The 26,007-nt window shown below is 55.3% G+C and carries 35 protein-coding genes; 30 read left to right on the forward strand and 5 right to left on the reverse strand.

Translation table 11 applies throughout. The features are described 5' to 3' along the window. The first annotated feature begins 252 nt into the window (after nt 1-252). The 3 genes from C5Y83_RS05990 (at nt 253) to C5Y83_RS06000 (ending at nt 2,460) form a co-directional block, all read left to right on the forward strand. The gene (locus tag C5Y83_RS05990) at nt 253-1,101 is read left to right on the forward strand and encodes a hypothetical protein (RefSeq protein ID WP_146117656.1); all 849 of its coding nucleotides are present in this window, start codon (nt 253-255) and stop codon (nt 1,099-1,101) included. A gap of 134 nt (nt 1,102-1,235) precedes the next feature. Next, nucleotides 1,236-2,117 carry a hypothetical protein gene (locus tag C5Y83_RS05995; RefSeq protein ID WP_105328743.1) on the forward strand — a complete coding sequence of 294 codons (882 nt, stop codon included), beginning with the start codon at nt 1,236-1,238 and terminating at the stop codon, nt 2,115-2,117. 58 nt (nt 2,118-2,175) lie between these two features. After that, on the forward strand, nt 2,176-2,460 hold the full coding sequence (locus C5Y83_RS06000) for a hypothetical protein (RefSeq protein ID WP_146117657.1): 285 nt from the start codon (nt 2,176-2,178) through the stop codon (nt 2,458-2,460). Here the strand turns inward: C5Y83_RS06000 and C5Y83_RS06005 are convergent. Then, on the reverse strand, nt 2,441-3,139 hold the full coding sequence (locus tag C5Y83_RS06005) for a hypothetical protein (RefSeq protein WP_146117658.1): 699 nt from the start codon (nt 3,137-3,139) through the stop codon (nt 2,441-2,443). The two genes, C5Y83_RS06000 and C5Y83_RS06005, sit on opposite strands and share 20 nt — an antisense overlap. A gap of 366 nt (nt 3,140-3,505) precedes the next feature. Here C5Y83_RS06005 and C5Y83_RS06010 point away from each other — a divergent pair, with 366 nt between their 5' ends. Then, nucleotides 3,506-4,246 carry a hypothetical protein gene (locus tag C5Y83_RS06010; RefSeq protein ID WP_146117659.1) on the forward strand — a complete coding sequence of 247 codons (741 nt, stop codon included), beginning with the start codon at nt 3,506-3,508 and terminating at the stop codon, nt 4,244-4,246. Between the two features lie 53 nt (nt 4,247-4,299). Here the strand turns inward: C5Y83_RS06010 and C5Y83_RS06015 are convergent, their stop codons facing one another. The 3 genes from C5Y83_RS06015 to C5Y83_RS06025 form a co-directional block, all read right to left on the reverse strand. Then, on the reverse strand, nt 4,300-4,803 hold the full coding sequence (locus C5Y83_RS06015; RefSeq protein ID WP_105328747.1) for a DUF3916 domain-containing protein: 504 nt from the start codon (nt 4,801-4,803) through the stop codon (nt 4,300-4,302). 12 nt (nt 4,804-4,815) lie between these two features. Beyond that, nucleotides 4,816-5,103: a hypothetical protein gene (locus tag C5Y83_RS06020; protein ID WP_105328748.1), complete on the reverse strand. Its 288-nt coding sequence runs from the start codon at nt 5,101-5,103 to the stop codon at nt 4,816-4,818. Nucleotides 5,104-5,341: 238 nt separating this feature from the next. Further along, nucleotides 5,342-6,196, reverse strand: coding sequence for a GNAT family N-acetyltransferase (locus C5Y83_RS06025; RefSeq protein ID WP_199194994.1), 855 nt, complete (start codon nt 6,194-6,196; stop codon nt 5,342-5,344). Between the two features lie 689 nt (nt 6,197-6,885). Between C5Y83_RS06025 and C5Y83_RS29085 the strand changes: the two genes are divergently transcribed. The 11 genes from C5Y83_RS29085 to C5Y83_RS06080 all read left to right on the forward strand — a co-directional run bounded on the left by C5Y83_RS29085 (nt 6,886) and on the right by C5Y83_RS06080 (nt 14,540). After that, nucleotides 6,886-7,212 (forward strand): hypothetical protein, encoded by a 327-nt coding sequence (locus C5Y83_RS29085; protein WP_146117660.1) that lies wholly within the window; start codon nt 6,886-6,888, stop codon nt 7,210-7,212. Next, nucleotides 7,205-7,498, forward strand: a complete 294-nt coding sequence (locus tag C5Y83_RS06035) for a hypothetical protein (RefSeq protein ID WP_105328750.1) — start codon at nt 7,205-7,207, stop codon at nt 7,496-7,498. Before C5Y83_RS29085 ends, C5Y83_RS06035 begins: the two co-directional genes overlap by 8 nt. Beyond that, nucleotides 7,488-7,964 carry a hypothetical protein gene (locus C5Y83_RS06040; protein ID WP_105328751.1) on the forward strand — a complete coding sequence of 159 codons (477 nt, stop codon included), beginning with the start codon at nt 7,488-7,490 and terminating at the stop codon, nt 7,962-7,964. Before C5Y83_RS06035 ends, C5Y83_RS06040 begins: the two co-directional genes overlap by 11 nt. A gap of 12 nt (nt 7,965-7,976) precedes the next feature. Further along, on the forward strand, nt 7,977-9,110 hold the full coding sequence (locus C5Y83_RS06045; RefSeq protein ID WP_105328752.1) for a hypothetical protein: 1,134 nt from the start codon (nt 7,977-7,979) through the stop codon (nt 9,108-9,110). A gap of 9 nt (nt 9,111-9,119) precedes the next feature. After that, nucleotides 9,120-9,449 (forward strand): hypothetical protein, encoded by a 330-nt coding sequence (locus C5Y83_RS06050; protein WP_105328753.1) that lies wholly within the window; start codon nt 9,120-9,122, stop codon nt 9,447-9,449. A 64-nt stretch (nt 9,450-9,513) separates the two neighbouring features. Beyond that, complete coding sequence (locus C5Y83_RS06055; protein ID WP_158262250.1) at nt 9,514-10,041, forward strand: TlpA family protein disulfide reductase; 528 nt, start codon at nt 9,514-9,516, stop codon at nt 10,039-10,041. An 11-nt stretch (nt 10,042-10,052) separates the two neighbouring features. Continuing rightward, nucleotides 10,053-10,334 carry a hypothetical protein gene (locus tag C5Y83_RS06060; protein ID WP_105328755.1) on the forward strand — a complete coding sequence of 94 codons (282 nt, stop codon included), beginning with the start codon at nt 10,053-10,055 and terminating at the stop codon, nt 10,332-10,334. Continuing rightward, entirely contained in the window at nt 10,297-11,595 is a 1,299-nt protein-coding gene (terL, locus tag C5Y83_RS06065) for a phage terminase large subunit (protein ID WP_158262251.1), read from the forward strand. The genes C5Y83_RS06060 and terL overlap by 38 nt, the downstream gene beginning before the upstream one ends. Further along, complete coding sequence (locus C5Y83_RS06070) at nt 11,592-11,843, forward strand: helix-turn-helix domain-containing protein (RefSeq protein ID WP_105328757.1); 252 nt, start codon at nt 11,592-11,594, stop codon at nt 11,841-11,843. Before terL ends, C5Y83_RS06070 begins: the two co-directional genes overlap by 4 nt. Beyond that, entirely contained in the window at nt 11,844-12,329 is a 486-nt protein-coding gene (locus C5Y83_RS06075) for a hypothetical protein (protein WP_105328758.1), read from the forward strand. A 138-nt stretch (nt 12,330-12,467) separates the two neighbouring features. Beyond that, nucleotides 12,468-14,540, forward strand: a complete 2,073-nt coding sequence (locus C5Y83_RS06080) for a patatin-like phospholipase family protein (RefSeq protein ID WP_105328759.1) — start codon at nt 12,468-12,470, stop codon at nt 14,538-14,540. 22 nt (nt 14,541-14,562) lie between these two features. Here the strand turns inward: C5Y83_RS06080 and C5Y83_RS06085 are convergent, their stop codons facing one another. Then, nucleotides 14,563-14,928, reverse strand: coding sequence for a hypothetical protein (locus C5Y83_RS06085; RefSeq protein WP_105328760.1), 366 nt, complete (start codon nt 14,926-14,928; stop codon nt 14,563-14,565). A gap of 98 nt (nt 14,929-15,026) precedes the next feature. On the opposite strand from C5Y83_RS06085, the gene C5Y83_RS06090 reads away from it, so the two are divergent. The 15 genes from C5Y83_RS06090 to C5Y83_RS06160 all read left to right on the forward strand — a co-directional run bounded on the left by C5Y83_RS06090 (nt 15,027) and on the right by C5Y83_RS06160 (nt 25,758). Beyond that, nucleotides 15,027-15,506: a hypothetical protein gene (locus tag C5Y83_RS06090; RefSeq protein WP_105328761.1), complete on the forward strand. Its 480-nt coding sequence runs from the start codon at nt 15,027-15,029 to the stop codon at nt 15,504-15,506. Between the two features lie 308 nt (nt 15,507-15,814). Continuing rightward, nucleotides 15,815-16,393: an ankyrin repeat domain-containing protein gene (locus tag C5Y83_RS06095; protein WP_158262252.1), complete on the forward strand. Its 579-nt coding sequence runs from the start codon at nt 15,815-15,817 to the stop codon at nt 16,391-16,393. A 145-nt stretch (nt 16,394-16,538) separates the two neighbouring features. Further along, nucleotides 16,539-17,312, forward strand: a complete 774-nt coding sequence (locus tag C5Y83_RS06100; protein ID WP_105328763.1) for an ankyrin repeat domain-containing protein — start codon at nt 16,539-16,541, stop codon at nt 17,310-17,312. Further along, the gene (locus tag C5Y83_RS30135) at nt 17,275-17,418 is read left to right on the forward strand and encodes a hypothetical protein (RefSeq protein ID WP_409994583.1); all 144 of its coding nucleotides are present in this window, start codon (nt 17,275-17,277) and stop codon (nt 17,416-17,418) included. The genes C5Y83_RS06100 and C5Y83_RS30135 overlap by 38 nt, the downstream gene beginning before the upstream one ends. Nucleotides 17,419-17,579: 161 nt before the next feature. Next, nucleotides 17,580-18,374, forward strand: coding sequence for an ankyrin repeat domain-containing protein (locus C5Y83_RS06105; RefSeq protein WP_105328764.1), 795 nt, complete (start codon nt 17,580-17,582; stop codon nt 18,372-18,374). A gap of 91 nt (nt 18,375-18,465) precedes the next feature. After that, a complete protein-coding gene (locus C5Y83_RS06110) occupies nt 18,466-19,302 on the forward strand; it encodes an ankyrin repeat domain-containing protein (protein ID WP_146117661.1) in 837 nt (278 codons plus the stop codon). Then, the gene (locus tag C5Y83_RS06115) at nt 19,299-20,039 is read left to right on the forward strand and encodes an ankyrin repeat domain-containing protein (RefSeq protein WP_105328766.1); all 741 of its coding nucleotides are present in this window, start codon (nt 19,299-19,301) and stop codon (nt 20,037-20,039) included. Before C5Y83_RS06110 ends, C5Y83_RS06115 begins: the two co-directional genes overlap by 4 nt. Nucleotides 20,040-20,053: 14 nt before the next feature. Beyond that, nucleotides 20,054-20,803: an ankyrin repeat domain-containing protein gene (locus tag C5Y83_RS06120; protein WP_105328767.1), complete on the forward strand. Its 750-nt coding sequence runs from the start codon at nt 20,054-20,056 to the stop codon at nt 20,801-20,803. A 195-nt stretch (nt 20,804-20,998) separates the two neighbouring features. After that, entirely contained in the window at nt 20,999-21,301 is a 303-nt protein-coding gene (locus C5Y83_RS06125; protein ID WP_105328768.1) for a hypothetical protein, read from the forward strand. Nucleotides 21,302-21,325: 24 nt separating this feature from the next. Beyond that, on the forward strand, nt 21,326-21,745 hold the full coding sequence (locus C5Y83_RS06130) for an ankyrin repeat domain-containing protein (protein WP_409994584.1): 420 nt from the start codon (nt 21,326-21,328) through the stop codon (nt 21,743-21,745). A 226-nt stretch (nt 21,746-21,971) separates the two neighbouring features. Further along, a complete protein-coding gene (locus C5Y83_RS06135) occupies nt 21,972-22,727 on the forward strand; it encodes an ankyrin repeat domain-containing protein (RefSeq protein WP_105328770.1) in 756 nt (251 codons plus the stop codon). Then, nucleotides 22,724-23,416, forward strand: coding sequence for an ankyrin repeat domain-containing protein (locus C5Y83_RS06140; protein ID WP_105328771.1), 693 nt, complete (start codon nt 22,724-22,726; stop codon nt 23,414-23,416). The genes C5Y83_RS06135 and C5Y83_RS06140 overlap by 4 nt, the downstream gene beginning before the upstream one ends. Continuing rightward, nucleotides 23,413-24,231 (forward strand): ankyrin repeat domain-containing protein, encoded by an 819-nt coding sequence (locus C5Y83_RS06145; RefSeq protein WP_105328772.1) that lies wholly within the window; start codon nt 23,413-23,415, stop codon nt 24,229-24,231. Before C5Y83_RS06140 ends, C5Y83_RS06145 begins: the two co-directional genes overlap by 4 nt. 186 nt (nt 24,232-24,417) lie before the next feature. Next, on the forward strand, nt 24,418-25,167 hold the full coding sequence (locus C5Y83_RS06155) for an ankyrin repeat domain-containing protein (RefSeq protein ID WP_158262254.1): 750 nt from the start codon (nt 24,418-24,420) through the stop codon (nt 25,165-25,167). A 195-nt stretch (nt 25,168-25,362) separates the two neighbouring features. Continuing rightward, nucleotides 25,363-25,758 carry an oligosaccharide biosynthesis protein Alg14 gene (locus C5Y83_RS06160; protein ID WP_158262255.1) on the forward strand — a complete coding sequence of 132 codons (396 nt, stop codon included), beginning with the start codon at nt 25,363-25,365 and terminating at the stop codon, nt 25,756-25,758. Nucleotides 25,759-26,007 lie beyond the last annotated feature (249 nt).

Raw genomic sequence — 26,007 nt, forward strand, 5'->3', positions numbered from 1 at the left:
TCCAAGCATAATAATCAGGTTTCCCTAAGAGACAAAGTGGCCCCTGGAACTGTCAAGCCCCATGTGGCTGGTCGTGGGAATTTGCCCGAGGCCAAGCTGGCTGGAATCGGCCTGGGCAGGGACGCATTCCTGGGCCTAGAATGGGGGGACGGCCAAGCAATGCATCGGGCCTCCGAGAGCAGATGGCGTCTCACTTTCGCCGATCCTCTTGGGCATAATCATCAGGCAATATCTCAACGAGGCGAACGACGAGTGAACAAAGATGGCCGCTGGAACGGACTGCTTGGGTTGATTGTGGTGATCGTTGCGTGCCTGCATGCAAGTTTCTGGCTCGTCGATGTCTCATGGCGATCATTTTTTCAACCACTCATGTTGGTTCAAGCTTCACTGATCGGGATGTGGATTGCTGGTGGCGCCGCGCGATGGTGGGTTCGCGGGTTATTGCTGCTTGCTTTGTATCCTTGTTTCTATGGCATGGCACAATTGACATATAATCCGGAGAAGACCTTGGATGAAATGACGAGTGTGTTCCTTGTCAGCATCATGGTATTCAGCATCGCTCAGCTTCTGGCTCGTATTTGCTTAAACGAGATTCAGCCACCGGGCCAATTCTCGATCTTGCGAATGATGCTCTTGGTATCGTTCTGCTTTGCCTTATGCGTGGTGTGGGGACGTGCCACCGTCGATCTGATCAACAACATCGTCACGTTCTTCCGGTGGAGTTTGGTGGCTAAGTTCAGCATCTTTTCCGGTGTTCCCGCGTTGGCCGCCTTTCCGGCGCTGTTCCAGTCGTCGAGGCATCAAAAATACGTTGTCGCGGCAGCCTGCACGATAATTGGTATCTTTCCTTGGGCGGTTCTGATACTGGCCTGGCTAATGGGTGACGAGATCCTATTCTTTATTAATCTATGGACCTGGGGAGTTGCCATCGTCGTCGCAGTCACGATCTACCCGCTGCAAGCAATCAAGAATAAAGATGGCTCTTCGTTCTATCCAGTGTTCTGGCAATTAGACGTAGAGTTCAAGAGATTCGCCGCAGAACAATCATCAAAAGATGGATTGGAATGGGGCTCAGATAAAGTCCGCTCGGATAGTACTTAGCTTGGGTCCTAGATTTCCGCGAACGACCAGCCTGTGGATCATCTGGCCTTCCCGGGTGCCGCAATGAGTATCTCGTTACGTCGGCTTCACGTGGGCAGAATTAACAGGCAACATCTCAACGAGGTGAACGACAGGTGAACAAAGATGGCCGCTGGAACGGACTGCTTGGGTTGATTGTGGTGCTGGTCGCATGTGGGCATCTCTCGCAGATGACCAGATTTAATATCCTCTGGGGCTTCAGCGAACCCATCTACATCTTGTTCTTACAGGCTTGTCTAGCCGGAATGTGGATCGTCGGCGGAGCAGCGCGTTGGTGGATTCGTGCTGGGTTGCTTCTCGTGTTGGCTCCTTATCTCTACTGGGTTAGTAATGTATTCTACGGATCAGATGAAGTCTTTTATTTTGTTAGTCTCTTGCTGGCGAACACGATCTTTTCAATTTGGTGCATTAGGCACTTGTGTGGATGGTGGCTGGGAAAACCGTTTGCATTTCCGCAGTTCTCGATCTTGCAGATGATGCTGTTAGTCTCCTTTTGTTTCGCAGGATGCGTCGTTTGGGGAAGCGTCCTCATCCGAATATGGCAAAGGGTGTTTGAGGGTGACTTTGATTTGCCGATCTTGATCATGCTGGCCATCTTCACGGGAGTAGTCATACTCACGGCGTTGCCAGCATTGTTCGCTTCGCGAGTTACGCGTTGGCGAATTAGTTGGGTGGCTTGGGGGATCGTGATCATGATTCCCTGGGGAATCCTTGCCCTGGCGATGTCACTGTCGGAACCGATTAGTCCGGAAGCTGTCATCATGGTGAATCTTCAGGTCTGGATCGTAGCCCTAGCCACGGCTGCTTCTATCTACCCGCTGCAAGCAATTAGGCGGCCAAACGGCGAGCCCTATTGTCGCATTTTTCAACCGATTGATCGCAGACCAGAGGAATTCGGCGAAGAATCGACGCTGGAGAAAAGCGAATCGCAGGTCGCGGTAAGCGATCACGATCGAGTGACAACCGATGTCCCGTGACCCAAGGACGCAGTATGACTCGTGGAAGTCGTCAGGCGTGACGTAGGAGTAACCATCGATGTCTTCCCCAAAGCGTTATCAACCCTCTTGGAGATGCCAATTGGCTCTCTGGATCAACGTGGCCGTCTTCTTCTCCCTGCCATTTGCTATCCGCTTCGGCCGGGGGACCATCTGGCCCTGGCTTTATGGACTGATCGCAGTGGTGGCTTACGCCTGGTTCAGTACCATACACGCACAAGATCGCAAAGCCTGGCACGACGCTCTGCTGGCCAACAGCCCGGTTCCCGGTAAGTATTATCACCGACGGCGAGCCGAGCAAGCCGCTAAGGACAAAGTCGCCTGACGCACTCCGGCAGCGCCGATTCGGGGAACGACGGTTGGCGTGCGATGGTGAGCGTGGGTTCCCCTTCCGTGCGCGAGCGAACGAAACCGATCAGGTCAGTATCTTCCAAGATTAGGATTCCGTTGTACTCCGATGAAACGGGGAACGCGTCGGTAAGCTCGGCGATGACTTCATCGGTAATGTCGCGAACTCGCGTGAAGCCTGGCCCCAGGAAGGCTGCCATGTGGCAGAGCACGAAGCTCGTCAGTGAATCGGTATCACGCCAACCAATGGTCCAGCGGCCCGTTTCCAAGTCGCGATGGAGGCAATCAACTGGGGGATCGTCCTGGTCGGCATGTTCGTCCCGTACCGCCCAATAGACGTCCCCTTCCCCTTGCAGCAGTAGCGTGGTGCAGCCGAGCCGTTTGAAGCGGGCGACTTCAAAGCAGTCTCGCAATACGTACTCAAACCGCCCCAACGCTTTCAGGTCTTTAGCAAAGGCAATCCACTCCCGAATCGAATCAGACAGCGGCAGGCCAAGCTCTGCTTGTGTCTCATGGGCCGCTGATTCCAGATCGCGATCGAGCGGCATTTCCAGATCATACCACCGCTGCACAAAGGTTCGCAGCAGCGTCCAGCGCTGTGTCGCGCTGGACGGCACACTGGAGAAACATGGCTGATAGTGATGCGGCTGGTCCATGAGAAAAAGCGTGCCAAGCAAGTGAGCGCTGATGACTCACAGTGTACTGCTGGAAAACTGCATTGTCATTCGGCACATCATCTCGCGCGAGGAAATTGGTTTATTCGCTACCGACACGCCGTTATACTGCGGCGAACACCTGACCCCGCTATTCTCTTCGGGCTACCACCTTTCATGCCACGACTTACGATTTTGGGAACACCACGCGCGCGAGCGATGAATTCCTCGATAATGCTGTGGATCTGCCTGACTCTCTTGCAAGCGTTTGGCTGCGGTCCAGTCGTGCCGGGAAGTTCGAAAGTAGGAAGTGCAAGCACTTCTACACAAGATGCGACCCCGATTACTGTGTTGTCGGAGCCCTTCCTGATGGATAATCGCCATTGGAATTACTTCGGAATGATCAAATTTCCCGAGGACAAACAGCAGCCAGTTAAGATTGTCGGTTTACTTGTTTGGGAAGGGCTCGAAAGTGGTCGTGGACCGAAATATCAACTCGTGGAATCAAGAGATGGCTTCCAATTGCAACACGAAGATCATCTCGCCGTAGAATTTCCGACAGGAACGATTTTGTTTGTCAATCATGACGATGACATCTTCGCGAAGGTCGAAAACCCCCCTGTTCACGCACCAGAAGCGGAATTCTTTGATGAATTGGAAGCTTATCTGAAAACGGAGCTGCGTAAGTTGACGAGTCAACAGGCATTCGCGGACTCCAAGGAGTGGCTGAAATCGGTCCCTTTCTCATTCTCGGTCAACGACGAGTCTTGGACCGGTTTGGCTTTGCTTGCAGAAAGCGAAACCAAGAACAGTTCTCGTGTCTTGGGAGTCGTCGTATCTAGCAGCACGGAACGTGAGGTGCTCGAAGGAGTGGGCGTAAGTATTCACGGCAATGACGAAACGACGATTCAAAGCGAGGTGACATTTCGACTGGGCCCAAAACCAAAGCTAGTATTGCCGCGAGGGTTCATCATCGCAATCGCCCCGGATCACGAGGTGATACTCAAGGAAAGAGCCAAGGACTTCACGTGCAGCGCAGCGAACAGCCAAGAAGAACTGGGTGAGTACGTGGCTCGATTAATTGAGAAGGCAAAGATTCAAGAGAACTGAGACGAGTCGCGAAGGGTGACGATAACATTGGCCTACGATCCGTAACGCGTTGTTCACCAGGCGGAAGACGTGATGATCCACGAGTCAAAAGCATAATCGGCATCGACTTCGACTCGCATTCCGCGTTCGATATCGAAATAGTCGGGCAGCTCGACATGAAAGAGATGACTTGGTCGCTGCGAGTTAGGTAACTGGTTTTCAACAAAGAACCGTGAGAAGTAATCTCGATCGACAAACAAATCGACCTGACTATGAAATAGCGATGGCATCTCCAGCATGATCGCGACGTGGTAGAAGTCGTACTGTTCGCGGAGTGAGGACGTAGCTAGTCGGTTTGCCGCTTCGATGATCAATCGGAATGCATTCCTGCGATATCTACCCCGCGCACGTGGTCCATCGGTGATCGCTTGCGGTAACGGTAAGACGAATTTCCAGTACGTATCAGAGACACGGACCGGTACGAGATCAGTTCCTTGTGCCCATGCAACGGCATCGCGAAACTGGCGACGTTTGCCTCGTAACTTCTGCTCAAACCGATCGATAAGTAGTCTTCTCATGGGATCCGCATTCTAATTTGCGTCGTGCGTAACGACTTCAAACCAATCGAGTAGCTCATCGTCGTCCCACGTGTGTCGACGCCCATCAGGCTGGCGTAACCAAACGATATCTGGCTCGTCAACGGTTCCTTTTAGCACCTGCCAAACACCACCAGCTTGATAAATCGCGACAATAGTGCCGGTGGGATCCCTGATCGGAAGATCGCGCTTCAGCTGCACCTTCTGACCGGCATGGATGCCGCATGGATATACCGTTAGGGTGTAGCTGGAGACAATTTTGAAGCGGCCATCGTCAGTCAAAAGAAACCCTCTTCACGGAGTGGCGGTGCATTCTTCGATCGACACACACCTAAATCGGAAAATGGTTCAGCAGAATCTGGCATTTCGATTCTCTGGCAAGCAGGGCACACACTTTGGATCGTTTCCCCTGGTGATACGCCTGAATGGTGTTTCGCATACCACGCGACGGCGTCTGAGTCATTAATCAATCCGTGCATACCGACGCCACATTTGGGGCACACCTGGTAGACCATGACGGCTAACCCACCTCCAGCGTCGTGATGCCAAAGATCTTTTCATGAGCGATCTCCGGCGGCGGTCCGTTATACATTCGCATGCAGCCGAAGACTTCTTCCATCGAATACTTGTGGCACAGCTCGACCGCGGCAGGGTTGTTGTCTGGGGCATCCAGGAAGAGTGGCCCGTCCGGGATCTGCAATTGAAACGCCTGCAGCAGCGCGTCCGCAACATCGATGTTGTCCGCGAATAATGGTCCAATTTTGTGTCCCATCACGCAGGGACGCGCGACGCCGAAGCCGAGGAGCGTTCCTTTGTCAACGTAGGCAAGGGAAACGGCGCCGGGCTGATCGATCCAGCGCGGCAGGTAATTGTCACGCCGAGCAGGGAAGCACTGGGCGTCGTATTCGGTCACCTTTGGCATCGGCAAGGAATCGAGCGGAACAATCCGTTCACTCCGCTTGGCAGACGGCAATGGCTTTGTTAGTTGAAAGCGGCGATGCCGCGTAAAGATCTCGAAGCCGCCGTTCGCATAGAACGGAACCATTGCGTCAACGCCGTCGAGGCCAATGGTTCCTCCTGCGGAAAGCTGGGCCAACAGGCGATCGCGGCGGGCAAACCACAGTTGCGTTCCCAGGCCTTTGCCGCGATATGCCTCTTGGACGATGAACAGCCCCATGAAACCAAAGGAATCGCTGTGACAAATTACCGCGCCGCCACCAACGAACTCACCATCTTTGCAGACGGCTAAAAAGCCATCCGGATCGAGCTGCCAGAATAACTCGGCGTCGTTCTGCCCAGGATTCCACCCTTCCCCTGCGGCCCAGTCCACCAGTTGGCTGACTTCGGGCTTGGTCATCGGACGAATTTCGATCATGGGTCACATGTTTCTATGGTTAAAGAGTCACGGCGGAGAACGATAGTGCCGAGGCATGGCCGCTCAGCTAGGCAGTCGACGGAAGCCCGTCGATGAAAATCGTAGCACCGCAATCACGCTTGGGGGGGCATGTTCCCGGCGATTGTCTCATCTATTCGGTCGATCGTCACGAGAAATCCATTCAACTACCGAGCAATATCGTATCTCTGCGACATCGTGAGACACTGGGCGCCCTGCTCGACATGCGCAGGACAAAATTCGGACGCGCTTGGACATCGAAAAAAAGTTTTCCCCAATCGGCAAGTCGTCGACTGGATGAAACAGAGCTTTCGGCGAAGAGAACTTGCGGGTCTAAACAAGTCGCGCAGTGTGTCCCAAACGGTGGGCCATCTGTCTCAGTGTTGTCTCATTAATGTCTGAGGTTTCGCCAGGCCAAAGAAACAAGCTCGCGACGCTTTTCAAGTTTACATGCGGCGCAGATAACTATCGCATCGCCGCACGAAAACATGTTGGCGATCACAAAGTTCTGTCGGCAGAACTTGGCCTGGGCGCCTTGTGTTTCGTGGCGAATGCTCACTCCACCTATTCGCCCACAAGCGGTCGCCGGCCGTGTACCCCGCTGCGTGTCATGCCTTCCACGTAGCGGGGTACTTTCTGCTGAACGTGTGCCACTTACCCCAGAGGTTCCGATGCCCGCATTTCATGATCGCATTGCGCAGTTGATTTCGTATGCCGTCTGGCAGCTCGATGGTTCGTTCTCGCTGGCTCAATTGAGCCAAGTGCTGCAGCAGTTTCTCGTCCAGGCAATGCAAGCCGCTTCGCTGCTGCTTGCCAATCAGGGGCCCGAGAAGAAGCAGCTCGTGCTCGAAGCCCTTGGCGAAGCACTCGATACCATTCCCCTTCCCTGGTGGCTGGCGATTGTCCGGTCCCCTCTGAAGAGCATCGTGCTGACGATTGCCGATGGGGCGATCGAAGCGATTTACAGCCAATTTAAGGAGCAACTCGCCCATGAGTAGTCTCACCGTTTGTGGCCTGATCACGCTCGTTGCGGGCGTGGTCTGGAAGCTGATGCAGAACCGTCCCACCGCACCAAGTTCGGCCAAGCCGACGTTTAAGGCGAAGAACGAGGCGGGTGCTACGTCGCGACCAATCAACGTGCCAACGCGTAGCGAAGCGTTCGCTGCCTGGCTGAAAATCGAACAGGCCATGCGAGCTCAGCAGGCGTCTCCCGAACAGATACGTGCTGCCGGCCTGGCTTGCCTGACGCCGCTCGTTGTGGAGCAAACTAACGATGAAAAATAGCACCCTGGTTACCTGGTGCGGTCTGGCGGTGATCGCCTATTCGCTACTTGCACCGCTCGTTGAACCTCATGACACAAAGCCGGAGCCGAGTGATCCTGGCGGTCCGAACTTGTTGGCTGTGTTCCAGAAATCGGACCAGACGACTCAAGCCGTGGCGGACGCTCAGGCATTCGGTCAATTGTGTCGGTCGCTGGCCGCGATGATCGAATTCGATGGCCAGCAGCCCGAGCCCCAACTGGTAAGCGGCGTGCAGCTTGACAACTTTCGCACTTTGGCACGCTTCTATCAAGCCAATGGTGCCAGCTACGCCACACGTTATCCGGCGCTAGCACACGTTGCTGGCGATTACCTCGAAAGCCAACTCGGAACCGATGGCGGCAAGCTCGATCCGGCAGCCCGGGCGCGGTGGATTGCCGCTTACCGAGCATTGGCCGCTTCTGCCCTGTATGCCGCTGACTCGCTGTAAGGAACCCCACACGTGCGCAAGCAACCTCAACCGAAATACCTGATTCCATTTCTCCTGTCCGTACTACTCGGCGTAGGGGCTTTGTCGTGGCTGACCAACCACGATCGCACGCCCGACGACACGCCCATCGCCGAGCAGCCGACAGCGGGAAAAACGCCAATCGCTCAGGCCATGCCGGACGAGCGCTTCGGCTATCAACCCAACCCAGACGAAACCGCCAAGTTTCTTCGTCGGCTACCTCAAGCCACGCTGCGCGAGGCAGGCCCACAGCTGTTTCAAGGCGATCCCCCGCAGAACGATGTCTTCCTGTACCGCGCACTGTACGACGCGCATTTGCTGAAGTACGGCACGCCTTGGCAAGTTGGCCGACAAGGGATTGGCGACTGCGTCAGCTTCGGCTTCGCACATGGAGCGGACATTCACTTGGCGGTGATGTGGTCGCTGGGAGATTCAGCCGATTGGAAGCCGACCGCCACCGAATCGATTTACGGTGGTTCACGCGTGGAAGCACGCGGCGTGACGCGAGGTGGCTGGAGCGACGGCAGTTACGGTGCGGCCGCGGCGAAGTGGCTTCGTGAGTATGGTCTCGTCTTTCGTCAGCCGTACGCGACGGTCGATCTTTCGCACTATTCCTCGAAGCGAGCGAAAGACTGGGGCAACTACGGCAACGGCGGCCAAGACGACAACGGCCGCTTGGACGAAGAAGCCCGCCGGCATCCCGTGCGGAGCGTTGCCTTGGTCCGCAATTTCGACGAGGCAGCGGCCGCGATTCACAGCGGCTATCCCGTGCCGGTGTGCTCGATGGTCGGCTTTCGCATGCAGCGCGATGCCGACGGATTCGCCCAGGCCCAAGGAACCTGGCCCCACTGCATGTGCTTCGTCGCCGTGCGGCACGGAAGCCGGCCCGGTCTGCTTTGTTTAAACAGTTGGGGGCCAAACTGGATCTCGGGTCCGAAGTATCCGAGCGACATGCCAGATGGATCGTTCTGGGTCGATCAAAAGACTGTGAATCGGATGCTCGCGCAGAACGATTCGTTCGCCGTCAGTGGCTACGACGGCTTCCCTTTCCGCCAATTAGACCATGCCAAATGGGTGCAAGCCACACCCGCCGGCGACAGCGAGCCGAGCTACGTGCTCGCACCTTAAGGTGATGTGATGAAGATCTCGAAAGCAATTTGGATTGCCGCGTTGGCGTTGTTTGTCGTGTGGCTGTTGATGGACAAATCGGTGGAAGTGATCCACGGTCCAAAGCCCGATGCCGTGCCTGCCAAACGGGAAGGCCTGGTCCGTTCTCTCGTCAGGGCGCTCGCCCACTGGGGACTCGATCGGGCCTTTCAAAAGAAGCCACCAGGCAAACCCGACGACAGCGATGTTCAAGCGGTTCAGCTCAGCACGCCCACTCTCTCGCTGCACATGCCGATAGAGCGACCTAGCGAGTTTCGTACTCGCGAAGGGGAGAGCATCGATCATCATGCTGGCTGGTAAATCGTATCTATGAAATGAAATGCTCATCGTACCCTGGTCCTTTTTCTTTGCGGGAAAGTTATTGATGATGAATCGAATCGTACCTCTCCTTGTTCTGACGTTCTTTCCACTCATGCAGCCCGGCGAACGAGGCGAACCAGCGGCCAGGGCTCAGGCAGCCGTCGCGTTGGCCTACAGCATCGTCACGCGCACGCGTCCGCCGATTATTCCGCCTGTTCTCCCACAACCGGACGCCGCTTTTCCGGTAGGCCTCAACAGCTATCGCGAAGCGTACACCGCTTACACGGACAACCGGCGGCCAATGGTGGTGCTGGTCACGGCGACGTGGTGCCCACATTGCCCGGCGATCAAATCGCAGCTACTTGCAATGCAGCGTGAAGGTCGTTTGGCTGACGCTTCGCTCGTGGTTCTCGATTACGACCAGCAAACCAACCTGGCGAAAGAGATTATGGGCAATCATCGAACGCTGCCGTTCGTTGCCCTTTTCACCCAAGAGGCAGATCAGGCCCGCAGTTACCGACAGATGTCTCTCTCACAACTCACAAGACGATTGACAACAAGAATCAATGCACCTGAATACATCTCGATGTAAAGGAAAAGATCATGAAAGGGTACACCGTTCCCGTTCGCGTGTGGCATGTGGCCACGGGCGTGTTGTGCGACCTGGCCGAGGACGACGCGACGAGCGTTTCGAACAAGCTGAAAGCGGTCCAGCTTCTGCAATCGTTCATTCGCGACGCGTGGGAGATTCGGATTCAGCTGATGGAGCAAGAGGCAGCGGGTCTCGGTTCGGAGCTGCCTGATCCCGTGGTCCGCGAAGACGAGAACTTCTTTGGAAATAATGCCCATGAAAAGATTAAGCAACAAGGCTTTGAATGCAACTAAAGGTCGACGTGCCGGGTACGAGATATTTGTTCCCAAACCAATGCCGCATCAGCTACGACTGCTTCGCGATCCGCATCGACACAAGACAGCCGTCTGCGGCAGACGTTGGGGCAAGACGGGGGCGGGCCTACCCGCCGTGGTGTACGGTCATGGGGACGAAGATCCTTCCAGCCGACACCACTTGAAGGGAGCGGTCGACGGCGGCACTATCTGGTGGATCGCGCCGACCTTTGGCATCACGCGCAAGATCGAACGCGATTTGATCCAGAGCTTTCAGGCCTCCGGGCTCGAGTACCACAAGACGCATCGCCGGATTGAACTGCGCGGCGGAGGCAGCATCACGCTGAAGACTGCGGCATCCCCCACCAGTCTGCGTGGCGATGGGCTCGACGGCATCGTTTACGATGAGGCGGCCTTTGCCCCAGAAGATTCGTGGCGGGAAGCCCTCCGCCCTGCCCTGGCCGACAAGCAGGGTTGGTCCCTGTTTCTCACTTCCCCGAACGGACCAAACTGGGTGAAGGATCGTTTCGATCGAGGCGGACTGGATCCGCAGTTCAAGTCGTGGCAATGCCCGTCCAGCGATAACCCATTGATGACGCCTGACGAAATCGATGCGCTGCGGCGCGAAATCGGCGATCGTGCGTTCCAGCAGGAAGTGCTTGCCCAGTTCGTTCAGACGGAAGGCTCCGAGTTTTGCGGAGCTTACTTCCTGAATCCTAATTTCTGGTACGACGAAGAACCATCCGAACGGGAAGTGTGCCTCCGGGTGATGGGGCTCGATCCTTCGAAAGGGAAAGATGATAAATGCGATTACACAGCGCTGGTCCTCGCCAAGCTGACCCGCGACGGGCACGTCTACATCGACGCCGATATCGAACGTCGCGATCTAGCCACCATTGCCAGCACCACGGTCGATCAGGCCGTTCACTTTCAACCGTGTGGGATTGTGATTGAAACGAACCAATTCCAAGAGCTGCTTGTCACTCAGCTACGGTCAATCGTTCGTCAGCGCGGGATCGAGATGTTCCCGGTTCACGAGTGCAATCATACGACCAACAAGATCACCCGCATCCGCGGCACGCTCACTCCGTTTCTTGCTCGCGGCGAACTGCATTTCAAGCGAGGCAGTTTTGGAGCGGGCCGCTTGGTGCAGCAGTTGAAAGAGTTTCCGACCGGACGTTATGACGACGGCCCCGATGCGTTAGAAATGACGATCCGCTTGCTCTCGCACTTAACCAACGGAGGAGGCCCCGGGCTATGAACAACCACCGCCAAGGTCGCCCGCTGGATCATGCCCTGATCGACCGCATCCACCGCCTCCACCAGGCAGGCCACCCCTACCGAGCAATCGCCCGCGAAACAGGCGTCAGTTACAATACGGTGAAGAAGTACACGATGGCGAGCCAGACACATGATCCGCTTTCTCGCCGAACCGCCTCTGGTCCCCTCTCTCGCAAACGGTGGCGAGGGGACATGGCACCCAGGCTGACGAGAGAATGCAACGGATAAATGAAACAGCATGTGACACCACTCGAGCGTATTCTCACGCAGGTGAAAACGGCTTTCGCGAAGTCGCCTCCGAGCGGCTTTCTTCTTCAATGGGATCGTAGCCGTTTCTTTCAGGAACTGGCTCAGGCATTTCCTGAATATAAGGTGACGAACCATACCGATTTCAATTATTCGTTTTGCAATAGTTATGAAATTGAACCTCCACCAATCGTTTCCAACAGGGTGCATGTAGTGACACTGAAGATGAGCTTTATCGCCGATGCGTTTTCGTTGCATGTGACCGAGTACACCCTGGATCGTCGCCGGGGTCGTGTCGTGTCGGAGCAAACATGCCAGGCCGCGATAGATATCGCCCGGGCATTCGCGAGGGAGCGTCGGTTCGTGGAGATCGCCCGGAAGGATGACGGTCTACGGATCGACGGCGTGTCGCTGGAACTTAGCGAAGTCGCAACGCTCGGAAAGTGCTTGTTTGACGATTTCGAATAAGTATTTGCCTGCTAATTTGGGTTGAAAGCATACTTCTACGATTATGTTTCACCCTGTGCAATCGATCGCATTCACAGGTTCCGCAAACTATAGTTGAGGGACGCTAACTCCAGATGGACACCTGCGAAAGATCTCGACATGGCGAAAATCGGTTTAGCCCTTTCCGGCGGCGGATTCCGGGCAACGTTATATCACTTGGGCGTATTGCGCTTCCTGAAGGATGTTGATTTACTGCATCAAGTGACCGACATCGCCTCCGTTTCAGGCGGCAGCATCCTGGCGGCGCATCTGACGCTTAATTGGGACCGATATAACGGTTCTGACGATGACTTCGATAAAGCGGTCGACGAGATTGTTCGCTTTGTGCAATTCGACGTCCGCAATCATGTTGTTCGCCGAATGCCGTTTCAATATCCGGCCCGCCTGGCGACAAAACTTACCCGCGTTTCGCCCCGCTCGCTCACGCCGAATGCGATCTTGGAACGTTGTTATCAACGGCAACTGTACGGCGATCGTTGCTTGTACGAACTGCCTGAGACACCGATGCTGCATATGCTGGCGACCAGTGTCAGTAATGGTGGGCTGACCGTATTCAATCGCGACGGTGTTTACATCCAGCAGCGAAGTGAAGAAGGTATCGCCCGTTACGATTTCGTACCTGGTCATATGGCCGGCATTCCGCGTGTCGTTGCGGCTTCCTCGGCGTTCCCCGGCTTCTTTCCGCCGGTCGAGTTTACGGCGAACGATCTTGGCGTACGCGATGGCGAGTTCCCGACCGAGTATTTCACCGATGGCGGTGTCTACGATAACCTTGGCATTCGCGCGTTCTCTTGGCTGCGCGATCTTGGTGCGTCGTTCGACGAGGTCTACGTCAGCGATGCTGGCAAGCCGTTTCAGATCTTAAGCGATAACGCGCTCGGCTTCGTCGGGCAATCGATCCGAGCATCGGACATTCTGTGGGATCGTGTCTGGCAGTTAGAACGCGAGAACTTCGGTCGCCAAACGGGATTTGTTTTTCTGCCGATTACCGAAACCGTGCAACTGGACGAAGACCCGACGCTGCATCCGATCATTCAGGCCGAAGTTCAGACCATCCGAACCGATCTCGATCATTTCAGCGCTGAGGAAATCAACGGCCTCGCCCAGCACGGATACGAAGTGACCCGCAAGGTGTTCCGCTATACGCATCCTGATATGGCGGATCAAATTCCGAGTGGGGATGGCTGGGCGCCGGTTCCAAGCCAACGACTTCCAGGACCGAAACTGAGCGCCAACAAAGCGACCGCAGCATCGCCCGCCACGGCAGTCGCGCGGCGGCTACGACGGTCCTCGTTACGAAAAGTCTGGTCGACGCTGTTCAACTGGCGTGATTGGACATCGTATGTTTACATCGCGATTGCCTTGCTGCTGTTCGTATTTCTGCCGGTCAAAGCGTACGAGTTCTATAAGAAGTCGCAGGTGCAAGCGCAGATGATCGATGCGATCGCCAGCGGTAACCCCGATATTCGTGACATCATCTCGCTACTCGATCGCGACCCGGGCGCCGACTGGCAGCCAGAGATGGTCAAGGAGATCGACACCCCTTCGCCCAACGATGTGGAGGGAGTCGAGATTTTGGATTACAGCCGAATCGTCGATTTGCGGCACTGGGATCCCTCGGCCGAGAGTAGCGAGGATCGTGGCGGCATTTACGTGAAAGATCGCGTGATGCTGGTGCTGCCAGAAGAGACCGATTCCCAAGAGGTAGCCGAAGCGCACGCGACGTTCCGCTATCCGTCGATTTTCAAAGATATCGAGTTCCGTCAGCCAGAGCAGCGATACAAGGCAGAAATCCGCAAGCTTACGGAACCGGTCATGGATTACGGAGTGGAACGGGTTTCGTACGAAGTAGCTTACGATTTTACCAATTTGCCCCATGGCGAACCGGTGACCGTAAGCCTGGAAATGTACATTCGAGTGTCTGAGGAAGTCACGCGAGCCCCATTTGTGGCGCGGTTTCCGACCGACTTGATCAGTGTCTGGATCTTGTTTCCTGAAGATCGCCCTTATCAGAACTACGAACTGGTAAGGTACCCGGTCAGTATGAATCGAGCTCCTATCGTGATGAACTCGCGCTATCGCGTGAATCATCCTTACGGCTCGCTAATCGGCTGGTCGGTCGTCAACCCAGAAATTGATTACGTCTACGAATGCCGCTGGACGAATGAGTAACGTGCGGCGGTGATCGGGTTGGCTAAATGAGAGCTTCCAGACGCTGAATCGTCATCTGGCAGCGTTGGAGCTCGTTGGCATCGTAACCTTCGAGTAACACCTGGCGAACGTATGGCGAGTAGTCATTCGTTTCCAATTCGCGGTGCAAACGCTCTAAGCGATCAAGATAAATTCGACTGGCCTCCAATGCTGCCGGCAAGTCCCCCACCGCTTCGTGATACATGGACGCAGCCTTGGCAGCGGCGAGCGATATGTCATCGCTGGGAAGCGAACGCAGCAGCGTTTTCATCCGCCGCAGCGCTGTTTGCAGACGCTTGGGGGAACTGTGCGGCGACTGCAGGACCGGCAACTGATCGCAAAGCTCAAGCAGTTCTTTCCAAGGATTCATACGTTTATAGTACAGTCGAGTGAAATCCGATCTGCGTCCGATTTTATCTTAGAGGGTGGTTTCATTGCAGGAAACCTTGAGCTCATTTGGAGAGTCCCATGTCCGACGAGGCAACACAAAACGAGGAAGCCTCCGCCAAGCCGCGACCAATCGCGACGTTGCAGGAGCTATTTCTCCTGCAATTGGGATGTGTCATTGTGTTTTTAACGTATCGGTATCTCGGCTTTTGGCAGATCGGCCTCTTATGGTTTGCTGGCGGCTTCGCGGCAATGCTGGATGTTATGACGAAGATCGAAAAGCTCTCGGACGAAACCTGCCCGCCTCGCCTGCGATCTTGGCTACTACGCTTCGCTTCGCTATTGATTGGCGCAAACTTCGGTGGTTTCCTGGGTTTATTCGTTGCGATTGGACTGATACTGATCGGGCCGGGAATTAACGCAACCGTACTGACGCACATCGTGCTGTTAAGTTGTCTTCTGTTCGGCGTTACTGCGGGTAGTATCTTGTACGTTGGCCGAAAAGTTCGTGCGGCAGCGGCTGTACTATCGTTAGTCTTTGCTGGCATGTTTGGAGGCTAACTGATAAATCTAGGAGTAGCAAAGGAAGCACGGCACGCGACGTTGCTTCCACTAGCCATGGGGGATACGCTGAGTAATCTTCCATCGATAGCCCGCGCCCTGGATACCTCTCGTTGAAACGACTGCCTCTTCGATTTTCGATCTTAACACTGTTGATCACTACAGCCCTGATTGCTGTGGGGGTGCGAGCTTGGCACCGTTATGCAATGTTTCCGAGGGCGCAGCGTGCTTATCAGAGGGTATGTCGTGGGGTACCTCTGCAAGATGAAATTGATCTGGTAAAGCCGTACTTATGGGAGTTTCCCGAGTTGGCGCACGAACGGGACGCGATTCATGGGGCCGCGAAAATCGGAGACGTCCCATGGTTTCGTTACGTTCACAAGCAAGGTGCCAGATTAGACGCCCTGTCCGTCAATGGTAAGAATTCGCCCCTATTCGAAGCTATTTATTACAACCGTTGCGATATTGTCGCGTACTTGCGAGACGCAGGAATGGATGTCACTTCGTGGAATGGGACCGGTGAAGAAATCGGAACGCCTCTTCAAACAGCCGCATTAGCTGGGCACCTGGAAATGTGTCGCTTGCTGGTGGCCGAAGGGGCAGATGTCAATCAGGTTGTCGATGAAGGAAGTTCACCGCTTCATTCCGCAATCCGCAGTGGCAAGGCGGACGTCGTCAAGTTCCTTTTGGATCAAGGTGCCGTCTATCCGCGACAGAGTCAGTCACCCATTGCGGTGCAAATTCGGGACATGTACCCGATCCGTTTCGCCTTCTTTCCCCCGACGCGAGAGCCGGTGCCACAAGACGAAATGGACGAGATCATCCGCCTGCTCGAAGAAAAGCTCCCGGAACTTGCCGAACCGGCGAGCAAGAGCGATAGCCCGTAAATTGCTCTCGTACAGCCGCCTGGTATGGCTTGCTGGGATGCTTGTCGCTTGATGCCGCCCGTCAGATCGCGCACTTTGCTTCTCACCAGGAATCGGGATACGATACGGAGTATGCTCCTGATCTGTTTTGCCAAGGATTGTCTCGTTGAAACTACCCGCGATTCGCTTTTCGATTAGGCATTTGCTGGTGCTTATCGCGCTGGTGGCGGTCGGACTGTTTTGGGGGCAGCGGCACCTGGCTTGGACCAGCGCCGAGTCCGAGTTTCGCGAGATGATTGCCAGCCATGCTTGCACGCCGGAAGACTTCGCGCGGGCCAAGCAGCTGGTCACGCGTTATCCGCAATTAGCCGCCGAGTGGGATGCGATGAACTGGGCGGTCCGCTATGGTGACGTTGACCTGTGCGAGTTTCTGCTGCGGCATGGGGCGAATCCGAATAGGTCTGGTAGCCTGGGCGAACCGCCGCTGTATTGGGCGCTGCAGCGCGATCGAATCGATCTTGCCAAGCTTTTGTTTCGCAATGGAGCGGACGTTTCTGTCGACAGCGATTTGGATGGGTGCGTGGTCACGCGAGTTCCTGGCATTCCGATCGGAAGCAGCTTGTTGCATGTCGCTGCCTCGCGAGGTGATATCGAGATGTGTCAATTGCTGCTCGACCAAGGGATGACAACCCATTCCGGAAATGCTCTAGGGCAAAGCCCGCTGCATGGCGCGGTGCTAAGCCGCGACCTCGCTATCGTGCAACTCATGATCGATCATAACGCAAGCGACGCGGCAGACAATTCTGGACTCACGCCGAAAGAACTCGCGGTTCGTCTGCGGACCAAGTATCCGCAGGACGCCGCCGAAATGGACGAGATCGCGCGCGTTCTCGACGCGTTGATTGGTCGTCCTCGATATACCTCGGCGACGAATCCATGATACGCATTTTGCCGCGAAAACAAGCAGTGGGCGAACCGCGCTCCACTATGCGAGCATGTATCACGACCTCGCTACCATCGAACTTCTTTTACAGCAGAAGCCGTAGTTTCTGGCTGATGACCACGGAAATACTCCGCTGGATATCGCCAAACAAGCCAAATCGAGATACGCTAAACGTGGGCACCCTCAGTTCTTCCAGTCCAAGTGCGTGGCGATTATCGACCAGCTCGAAGCGTATCAGCGGACATCCGATCTCCAGAACGATTCATGATCTCCTTGAAGCGAATCCCGATTCCCCGTTTTTCCATCTTAACTTTATTGGGAATCATCGCCGTGATTGCCGTAGGGCTGACGGTATGGGAACGGTGGGTTTCGTGGCCTGACGCTCAGGCCGACTTCGCCGAAATTGTCGAGACCGATAAGCCTAAGCAGGACGTCTTGAAGGAAGCACGCGGCCTGGTAAGGCGTTATCCACAATTGGCGCGGCAGCCAGGGGCGATGACGTGGGCAGTGATCCAGGGAGATGTCGAAACGTGCCGCGTGTTTCTTGACGCCGGGGCCAAGTTGGTCGACGATCAGGACGACGAAGATCCCAGCTTTCCGCTGTTGTACTTGCCGGTATCGCAGGGGGAAGTGGAGAAGGTCGAGTTGTTGATATCGCGTGGGGCGAAAGTTGACCAGCCGTTTGATCTCGATTTCTTCTCGTTACGAGGCATCTCGTACCTGGAAACGGCCGCTTCGTTCGGACACACCGAGATGTGTCGCGTACTGTTGGATAACGGGGCCCAGGTCGATTACAAGTCGAGCGATGGCAACACGGCCCTGCACGCTGCCGTCGGGTGTTTCTCGCCCAAGACGGTCCAACTGCTGGTCGATCATCACGCCCAATGCACGGCAAATGCCAAAGGTGAAACGCCTTTGTCCATGGCGCAAGACCTGCAGAATCATTTCCAGGATCAAGGCGTCACCAACGATTCGATCGAAAAAATCACCGCCATTCTCGAAGCGTATCAGCAGGAAAACGCAAGCAGCGATCAAGGTGCCGACAAAGACGCGACCTAACCAACCGCAGTCGCATTACTTTTGCGAAGATTACCGAAACGAGCTACGATGAACGCTCGTTCCGTCTGGTACCCTTGCTGAGAATAACCTGGTGAAACTACCCCGTCTTCGGTTCAGCATGCTCAGCTTGTTAACCATTGTGGCTGGCGTGGCCATTGGGCTGGTGGTTTGGCAGCAGTATGTGGCGCGGCCCGAGGCAGAGAAGGAATATGCTCGGCTTTGGTATCAGCATGTTACGGACGATGTGACCTCCGAAGATGTGTGGCGGTTCGAGTGGTTGATGTGGCAGTTCCCGGAGATGATTGTCGACCCACGTTCAATCGAGTGGGCGGCGGCCCATGGCGATGCTGACTTATGCCGTTGTCTGTTGGAACGCGGGGCAGATCCCAGAGGTCGTCTTGCCGAGGAACCTGGTGTACCAACGCCATTTGATCACGCTGTGAAGAACAACAACGTCGGTACGGCGAAGGTGCTAATCGAGTACGGCGTCGATCCGAATGACAAGTCGTCGCGGGGCGTGTCGCCTCTACACGCCGCGGCACTGCAGGGTAACGTGGAAATGTGCCAATTGCTGTTGGACCATGGTGCCGATATCCATCAAAGCGAACTCGGCGGAACGCCCTTGCTCGCCGCCTTGCTTTCAGGCAACCCGCAACTGGTGGAGTTGCTCCTCGAGCATGGGGCCAGCTTCAAACTACGCAATTCACTATCGTACCGAGAAGCAGTTATCAAAATTGGCGTAGTGAATTCTATTCCTGTTGAGGATGTCGAAGCGATCATCACGCTGTTGGAGGAACGCTTGCCGTTGCAGCGAGCTGAACCTGTTCCGCTCAATCGATTCGGTGACAGGAAGTCGAGTATCGTGTCCGAGCGTCTCAATCTCCTTGAGGACAAGCCAGGCGACTTGCCCGCAGGAGACCTGCCATGAAGATGCCTCGACCGCGGATTTCGATAGTGGGTCTGATGCTGGTGATCGCGGTAGCTTCTGCGATGCTAGGTTTGTGGCGGCAATGGGTGATGTGGCCGTCGGTGCTCAACACCTATCGCGACTTGTGCCGCCAACGTCCGTCCACCGAAGTAGGACAGCAGTTGACCAAGCTGATTCGCGAGTTTCCGGCATTAGCCAACGAGCCAGACGTGATGATTTACGCGGCCATTTACGGAGATCTCGATTTATGTCGCAATCTGCTGAAGCGTGGTGTTCCGCTGAATGAAGTCAACGCCGGTGATTACACGCCATTTTATTACGCGTTGCAACGAAAGCAGACGAAGTTTGTGATATTCATGATCGAACATGGAGTCGATCCAACCTCGCCCGATTCGATCGGAGGAGTCTCGGCCAAACGGCTGTCTCCTCTGCATCACGTGGCGCGGAGCGGCAATCTGGAGATGTGTCGGCTATTGGTCGACTTGGGAATCGATATCGATTCGGAAACGAAAGATGGCGACCGGCCACTTCGGTGTGCGCTCAGCTCAGGCGACCCTGAGATTGTGGAATTCTTCCTTGATCACGGTGCGACCTTCCGCGAGCCAATGCTTCCGTATAACGAATCAATCCGTTACGGCTACGACACGAGCTTTCAAGGGCCGACCGGTGGCAGCGACATGAAAGCGGTCATCGAAATGCTCGAAGAACGTTTACCTCACCTGCAATTACCGCCCTAGTTGAAAGGGACGCATTGAAGTTCTTGCAACCACGTTATTCGATCTTCACGATGCTGGTGCTGATCGCCCTGGTTGCCGCCGGGATGGCAGCATGGCAGCAGTGGGTGATGTGGCCGGCGATGCAAGATCATCTGCGAGAATTGATCCTGGTCGATCGTCCCTCAAGCGACATCCGAGAACAAGTCCAACGTTTGGTGCGCCGCAATCCGCGCCTGGTCCAGGAACCTCTCTTGATGACATGGGCTGTCCGACATGGCAGCGTCGACTTCTGCGAAGACTTGCTCGACGCAGGTCGCGATCCGAGGGAATTTGAATCGGTTGCACCACTGATCTATTGGTCCGCCAGAGCAGGTCGAATTGATATGGTGGAGTTTCTGTTAGATCGAGGGGCAGACGTCAATCAACTGACTTCGGAAGATCATTATTCGCCGCTTACGGTCGCGGCGAGCATGGGCAATATGCCGATGTGTGTCACCCTGGTCGAACACGGGGCGAACGTGAATCACACGAGCAAAACAGGGCAGCAAGTTCTTCACGCGGCGGTCAACTCAACGAATTACGAACTCGTCGAGTACTTACTTCGCAGCGGCGCAACGTATGGTGCACCGTATGATCGTCCCACTCCGCTTGAGTATGCCATCATTCGACGCAATCATGCCTCGTTTTATGGACCCTATCGGGATAAGTTCGCCGAAATCGTCCGCATCCTGGCCGTCCGCTTCCCCGACGAAGCCGAGACGCTGGAGCTAGAAGGCGCGCTCTGATGAGGGACCGCAAGAGCTCGCACCGAAAGACAATTCCCGTCCCTTCTCCCTCGCTAGGAGATGAGGGGATCAGAAATGGGGCTACGATTGCCAGGCAAGATGCCATTCCCACATCCGCACGCTTTCGTTGCGTCTTCCCGAGAATCGATCTACGATAGTCGCCTGGATGTGTACTGCTTATTTAGGACAACTTGAGTGAACTCGCCCCGCTTCCGCTTTTCTATTTTCACGATGTTGGTCCTCGTTGCGCTGGTCGGTGGCGTTTTAACGGCGTGGCGGCACTGGGTATTTTGGCCTGCCCAGCAAGAGAGGTTAGGCGAATTGATCCTCGTGTCTTTCCCGAAGCCACAGATGGTAGACGAGATCGAAACCATGGTCAGGCATAATCCGGCTCTGATGAACCAGCAAGGTCTGATGACATGGGCTGCAATGTATGGAAGCAGCGAGTTCTGTGAGGATTTGCTTGATGCGGGGTGCGATCCGAATGAATCGAGTTAAAATGGGCCAGTAATCGTATGGGCAGTGATATTGCGGCGAATAGAAATTGTTACCGAACTACTTGAGCACGGTGCCGACGTTAACGCCCTGTGCACGAATAATGGCCAGTCATTGCTTACCATTGCGGCGAAGTTGGGGGACATGCCGATGTGCGTTGAACTCATTGAGCATGGGGCAGACGTGAGCCATGTTAGTTATGAGGGCTTCTACGTTCTCCACGGGGGCGTAATCTCTCGGAATCATGAATTGGTGGAGTATTTAATCCATTCTGGTTCGACCTATGCACCACCATTTAAGTGGTATACGCCACTAGAGTACGCGGTCGGACTTCGCGACGCGTACGGGAATCAAGAGTTTGCGGATGATTGCGTTGAAGTGATCCGCGTCTTGGCCGAGCACTTTCCCGATGAAGCGGAGAAGCTGGAACGCAAAGGAGAGTTGTGATCGGCAGCAGCGGGAAAGTTGTTAATCTTACGCTCCCAGTAACTCGCGTCCCTGGGAATTGTTTGACTTCGTCCCACGGCGACGCTTAGGCGAAGTTTAAAACCGCAGATCAAGACGGCAATGCCGCAGAAAACACCTTCGCCATTTCGTTGTATATTCCCTCTGATCGGGCTACGATACGGTCCCTTGGTTTACCGATGCGATCTTGAGGAACGGACTCAGCAAAATGCCTCGTGCGCGGTTCTCGATTCTGACGATGCTGGTGCTTGTCGCGCTGGTTGCGGTGGGCCTGGCCATCTATCGGCAGTGGGTTGCCTGGCCGGCGGCAGAGGCGGAATACAAAGCGCTTATTCAATCCGATCCGTCGCCAAAACAGGTCGTGCGGCTCAAGTCGTTGGTACAGCAGTACCCCATTCTCGCAAAGACGCACGGCAGCATGCATTATGCGGTCGGAACAGGCGACGCGTCGTTCTGCCGACTGCTGGCCGAGCGAGGCGCGGCGATCAATGAGAGTCTTCACGCCAAGTGGAATAAGCCGTTCTTTCACGCGATTGTTGGTGGCCATCCCGATGTCGTTCAGACGCTGATCGACTTTGGCGTCGATCCCTCTACGGGCGATTCGCTGGACGATTGGGAATATCCTTGTTCGCTCCCACTCCATCTTGTCGTCTGGCGAAAGGACGTCGATGTTGGGCGTGTCCTCGTCGAATCTGGGGCAGACATAAATGCTAAGTCGGAAGCCGACGAATCACCACTGGAATTAGCGATTCGCATCGGCGATCCCGACATGGCACAGCTCTTACTCGAACATGGGGCGGTCGTGGATTTTGGTAAGCAGACGTTTGACAAGTTTTGCGATGCGATCCGTAAAACCTCTTATTCAGGACCCAATAGCGAGCAGCGTGTTGAGGAGATTTGCGAACTACTGCAAGCGTATCGCCCACAGTTGGAAGCGGCCCAAACTGAAGGAGCGAAACCATGAAAATGCCGCAAGTACGGTTCTCGATTCTGACGATGTTGGGGCTGATCGCCATCGCCTCGATCGGCATGGCCTATTGGCAGCAACGTATCGCTTGGGAGTCTGCTCAGAAGAAGTTCGTCGAGATCATTGTTGAGGGGAAGGATCAGCAGCCATCGCTAGAGCAGATTGAAACGGTCGATCGCTTGATTCGCCACTATCCGGTCCTTTCGCAGCGGGAAGGAACGGTGGTGTGGGCTGCCCGTTATGGTTCGGCCGACCTGGTACAAAAGATGCTGACTGCTGGTGCCGATCCCGAATCCCGCGGCACGGACGCCCCCTTGATCGCGGTGAGCCGAGGGCGAGGCGATTTCGAGTTGAGTCCCCTGCACTTCGCGGTGTTGAATGGGAAGACCGATGTCTGCGAAGTGCTGCTCGAAGCAGGCGCCGACGTGAATTCTAAGACAGGCATCGGGGAAACTCCGCTCCGTTATGCGATCACGACTGGCAAGCCAGCCACGGTGCGGTTGCTGCTCGATTATGGAGCCGATTTGAACCAGCCGGTCCTCTCGTTTCGGCATACGGTCGAGTGGCAAACCCGCTTGATACGCCAGTCGCCCATTCCTGAAAAGGAACGGGAAGAAATCATTCAGATGCTGGAGCAACGCCTGGCGGAAATCGAGTTAAGGCCCTTGAAAGAAAGTTCGCCATGAAGATGCCTCGTTTGCGATTTTCGATTCTTGCCATGCTGATCCTCATTGGGGTTGTCTCGATGGGCTTGGCGTACTGGCAGCAAACGTTGGCCTGGGAATCGGCTCAGCAGCGGTTCCAAAAAATCGTGATCGAGGGGGAAAACGTTCGACCCACCGCGCAGCAGATCGAATCAATTGAACGCTATATCCGCAATTACCCGGAGTTATCGTTGCGCGAAGGTGCCGTCGTCTGGGCAACGCACTATGGCACGACCGAACTCGTGCGAAATATGCTGGCCGCTGGCGCCAATCCGAACAAGGATGAGGACGACGGGCTCGTGTTTCCGATTCACCACGCCGTCCAACGAAACCTGCTGGAAATGGTCGAGGCGTTGATCGACGCCGGCGCCGACATCGAAGCTCGCGGTATCCATCGCGTGACGAATGTCCAAGATGTGACGCCGCTGCATGTGTCGGCACTCGATGGCAATATCAGAATGTGCGACTTGCTGTTAAAGCGTGGCGCGGATTTGGAAGCTGTGTATGGCAAACCTCGCCCAGACAGTACCTGGTCGCCGCGAACGTCTGATTGGGTTAATTCGACAAGCGCAAGCAACACGGTCTTGCATGCGGCGGTGATTGGTGGCGATCCAGAGACCGTCGAGTTTCTCCTGGATCAAGGTGCCGTTAGCGTCGCTAGTAATCAATTGGTAACCCCATACGACATCGCCCAATACATTCGCCGTCGGTACGAAGATGACGAGAACCAAGCCCAGGCCTACGACGAGATCATCGCGTTATTGGAAACGAAAACCGATGTGGTGTCAGGTCCTTAAAGCTGAAACGGCAGTCCTGCTCGCTTCCTTTGATCCGCAGGGCGTGGTGCGTCGAGACACACCCTACAAGCTGGCGATGTTGGTCCGTAGAGTTTGCCAAAACGCGTCGGAGCTTGTTTGCTTCCATTTTGCCCTCTTCGACAAAACCTTTGCCCCGTAACTCCTGTCGGCAGTAAATTGATGGGCATGATGCTACCTCGCCTACGTTATACGATTCCGCAACTTCTGCTGCTGACCGTGGTGGTCTCGGTGGTGGTGATGGTTTGGTCGCGGCAGGTGGCTTGGAAGGATGCGGAAGTTCGTTACATGAAGCTGATCGCCGGCAGCGATGGGTCGCCAGAGACGATCGAGTTAGTGATCCGTTTGGTGCGGCGTTATCCTTCCCTGGTCGAGCGGCCTGGCTCGATGCAGTGGGTTATCTTGTTCGGCGATCTCGAGACGTGTCGATTCTTTCTCGAGCATGGCGCTAACCCGAACGAGATTGGTACGTTCCTCGGAGAACCTCCCCTGCACTTCGCCGTGGTGACCGATAATCCGGATCTTGCCCGACTGCTGTTTCATTTCGGCGTCAATCCGATCATGCTGCGGCAAGATCCGCGTAGTGGCGAAGTGGGAGACACCTTCCTGCACACGGCAGCCCGGCGCGGCAACGACGAACTTTGCCAGATCTTAATCGATGAGCAACTTCCCCTCGACGCCAGAAACGCCGCCGGGCAGACACCGCTGCACCTCGCCGCCCAGTGGGCACCACCCCGCGTCGTCCAAACACTGCTGGAACATGGCGCCCAGAGCGTGCCTGACTACGACGGCCAAACCCCACGCCACCTCGCCGAAGCCAGGCAAGCCGAGTACACCGAACTGAACCTCCGCTCCGCCAAAGTCAACGCCATCCTCCACATGCTGGACAAACACTGGCCTGCACGTCGTGCGCAATAGGGCTAAGAACAACGCAGTTTTATACGTTGTTCAATCTATTTTCATTTTCTTGCGCACAAAAAGATGCGATCGTGTACACTCTCTACTAAATACCCCACGATGTATATATGAGTACCCCTCACTATTGCTATGGAAACAGAGAGCAAAAAGAAGCGCGTACTGGCTATTTCTTCGCGCGGAGGGCACTGGATTGAATTGATCCGTTTGAAAGAGGCATTCGCGGATCAAGATGTCACGTACGTCACCACAGTGCCCGAATATCAGGATATGGTCATCGGAGCGAACTTCCGGGTCGTGACCGAAGCAACGCGCGATAACAAGTTACGTTTAATCCGCATGTTTTTTCAGATCTTCTGGATCATGTTGTGGGTTCGCCCCGATGCGGTTGTCACGACCGGTGCCGCACCGGGGGTTGCCGCCGTGTGGCTCGGTAGGCGTTTCGGGGCGAGGACCCTGTTCGTCGATAGTGTGGCGGCCTGCGAAGAGATCTCGTTGTCGGGCAAACTCGCGCTGCCCCATTCGGATGCGTTCCTCACGCAGTGGCAACATCTTGCTTCGGGAAGGGTCGAATTTCATGGGGCGAACGTCTGAGCCGTCGTACGATTTGTGCCGCTGGCAATCGAGAACCCTCAGAAGTTGATATCGCAACTTCTGAGGGATACGCGGGGGAAGATTTCTGCCGCCATGATTCGATGAAGTCAGGAACCGGTCATTGGGAAAGCGACCGATTAAGATTACTCTTGATCTTGCGTAAGCGTGCGATCGACGTTTGGTTGGTCATGAACCGATAATCATACTCGACGAGTCTCGCGTGATGTCGTATTTCCTAATTTCTTAATC

The sequence above is a fragment of the Blastopirellula marina genome (assembly GCF_002967765.1).
Lineage (GTDB): Bacteria > Planctomycetota > Planctomycetia > Pirellulales > Pirellulaceae > Bremerella > Bremerella marina_A.

Excerpts from the sequence above, each read along its gene's own strand:
- C5Y83_RS06050 (WP_105328753.1), top strand. The coding sequence starts at position 9,120 with ATGAAGATCTCGAAAGCAATTTGGATTGCCGCGTTGGCGTTGTTTGTC.
- C5Y83_RS06145 (WP_105328772.1), top strand. The coding sequence starts at position 23,413 with ATGAAGATGCCTCGTTTGCGATTTTCGATTCTTGCCATGCTGATCCTC.
- C5Y83_RS06080 (WP_105328759.1), top strand. The coding sequence starts at position 12,468 with ATGGCGAAAATCGGTTTAGCCCTTTCCGGCGGCGGATTCCGGGCAACG.
- C5Y83_RS06085 (WP_105328760.1), bottom strand. The coding sequence starts at position 14,928 with ATGAATCCTTGGAAAGAACTGCTTGAGCTTTGCGATCAGTTGCCGGTC.
- C5Y83_RS06040 (WP_105328751.1), top strand. The coding sequence starts at position 7,488 with ATGAAAAATAGCACCCTGGTTACCTGGTGCGGTCTGGCGGTGATCGCC.
- C5Y83_RS06140 (WP_105328771.1), top strand. The coding sequence starts at position 22,724 with ATGAAAATGCCGCAAGTACGGTTCTCGATTCTGACGATGTTGGGGCTG.
- C5Y83_RS06005 (WP_146117658.1), bottom strand. The coding sequence starts at position 3,139 with ATGGACCAGCCGCATCACTATCAGCCATGTTTCTCCAGTGTGCCGTCC.
- C5Y83_RS06035 (WP_105328750.1), top strand. The coding sequence starts at position 7,205 with ATGAGTAGTCTCACCGTTTGTGGCCTGATCACGCTCGTTGCGGGCGTG.
- C5Y83_RS06010 (WP_146117659.1), top strand. The coding sequence starts at position 3,506 with ATGGATAATCGCCATTGGAATTACTTCGGAATGATCAAATTTCCCGAG.
- C5Y83_RS06015 (WP_105328747.1), bottom strand. The coding sequence starts at position 4,803 with ATGAGAAGACTACTTATCGATCGGTTTGAGCAGAAGTTACGAGGCAAA.
- C5Y83_RS06000 (WP_146117657.1), top strand. The coding sequence starts at position 2,176 with ATGTCTTCCCCAAAGCGTTATCAACCCTCTTGGAGATGCCAATTGGCT.
- C5Y83_RS06155 (WP_158262254.1), top strand. The coding sequence starts at position 24,418 with ATGATGCTACCTCGCCTACGTTATACGATTCCGCAACTTCTGCTGCTG.
- C5Y83_RS06090 (WP_105328761.1), top strand. The coding sequence starts at position 15,027 with ATGTCCGACGAGGCAACACAAAACGAGGAAGCCTCCGCCAAGCCGCGA.
- C5Y83_RS06070 (WP_105328757.1), top strand. The coding sequence starts at position 11,592 with ATGAACAACCACCGCCAAGGTCGCCCGCTGGATCATGCCCTGATCGAC.
- C5Y83_RS06105 (WP_105328764.1), top strand. The coding sequence starts at position 17,580 with ATGATCTCCTTGAAGCGAATCCCGATTCCCCGTTTTTCCATCTTAACT.
- C5Y83_RS06025 (WP_199194994.1), bottom strand. The coding sequence starts at position 6,196 with ATGATCGAAATTCGTCCGATGACCAAGCCCGAAGTCAGCCAACTGGTG.
- C5Y83_RS06115 (WP_105328766.1), top strand. The coding sequence starts at position 19,299 with ATGAAGATGCCTCGACCGCGGATTTCGATAGTGGGTCTGATGCTGGTG.
- C5Y83_RS06055 (WP_158262250.1), top strand. The coding sequence starts at position 9,514 with ATGATGAATCGAATCGTACCTCTCCTTGTTCTGACGTTCTTTCCACTC.
- C5Y83_RS06075 (WP_105328758.1), top strand. The coding sequence starts at position 11,844 with ATGAAACAGCATGTGACACCACTCGAGCGTATTCTCACGCAGGTGAAA.
- terL (WP_158262251.1), top strand. The coding sequence starts at position 10,297 with ATGAAAAGATTAAGCAACAAGGCTTTGAATGCAACTAAAGGTCGACGT.
- C5Y83_RS06060 (WP_105328755.1), top strand. The coding sequence starts at position 10,053 with ATGAAAGGGTACACCGTTCCCGTTCGCGTGTGGCATGTGGCCACGGGC.
- C5Y83_RS29085 (WP_146117660.1), top strand. The coding sequence starts at position 6,886 with ATGCCCGCATTTCATGATCGCATTGCGCAGTTGATTTCGTATGCCGTC.
- C5Y83_RS06135 (WP_105328770.1), top strand. The coding sequence starts at position 21,972 with ATGCCTCGTGCGCGGTTCTCGATTCTGACGATGCTGGTGCTTGTCGCG.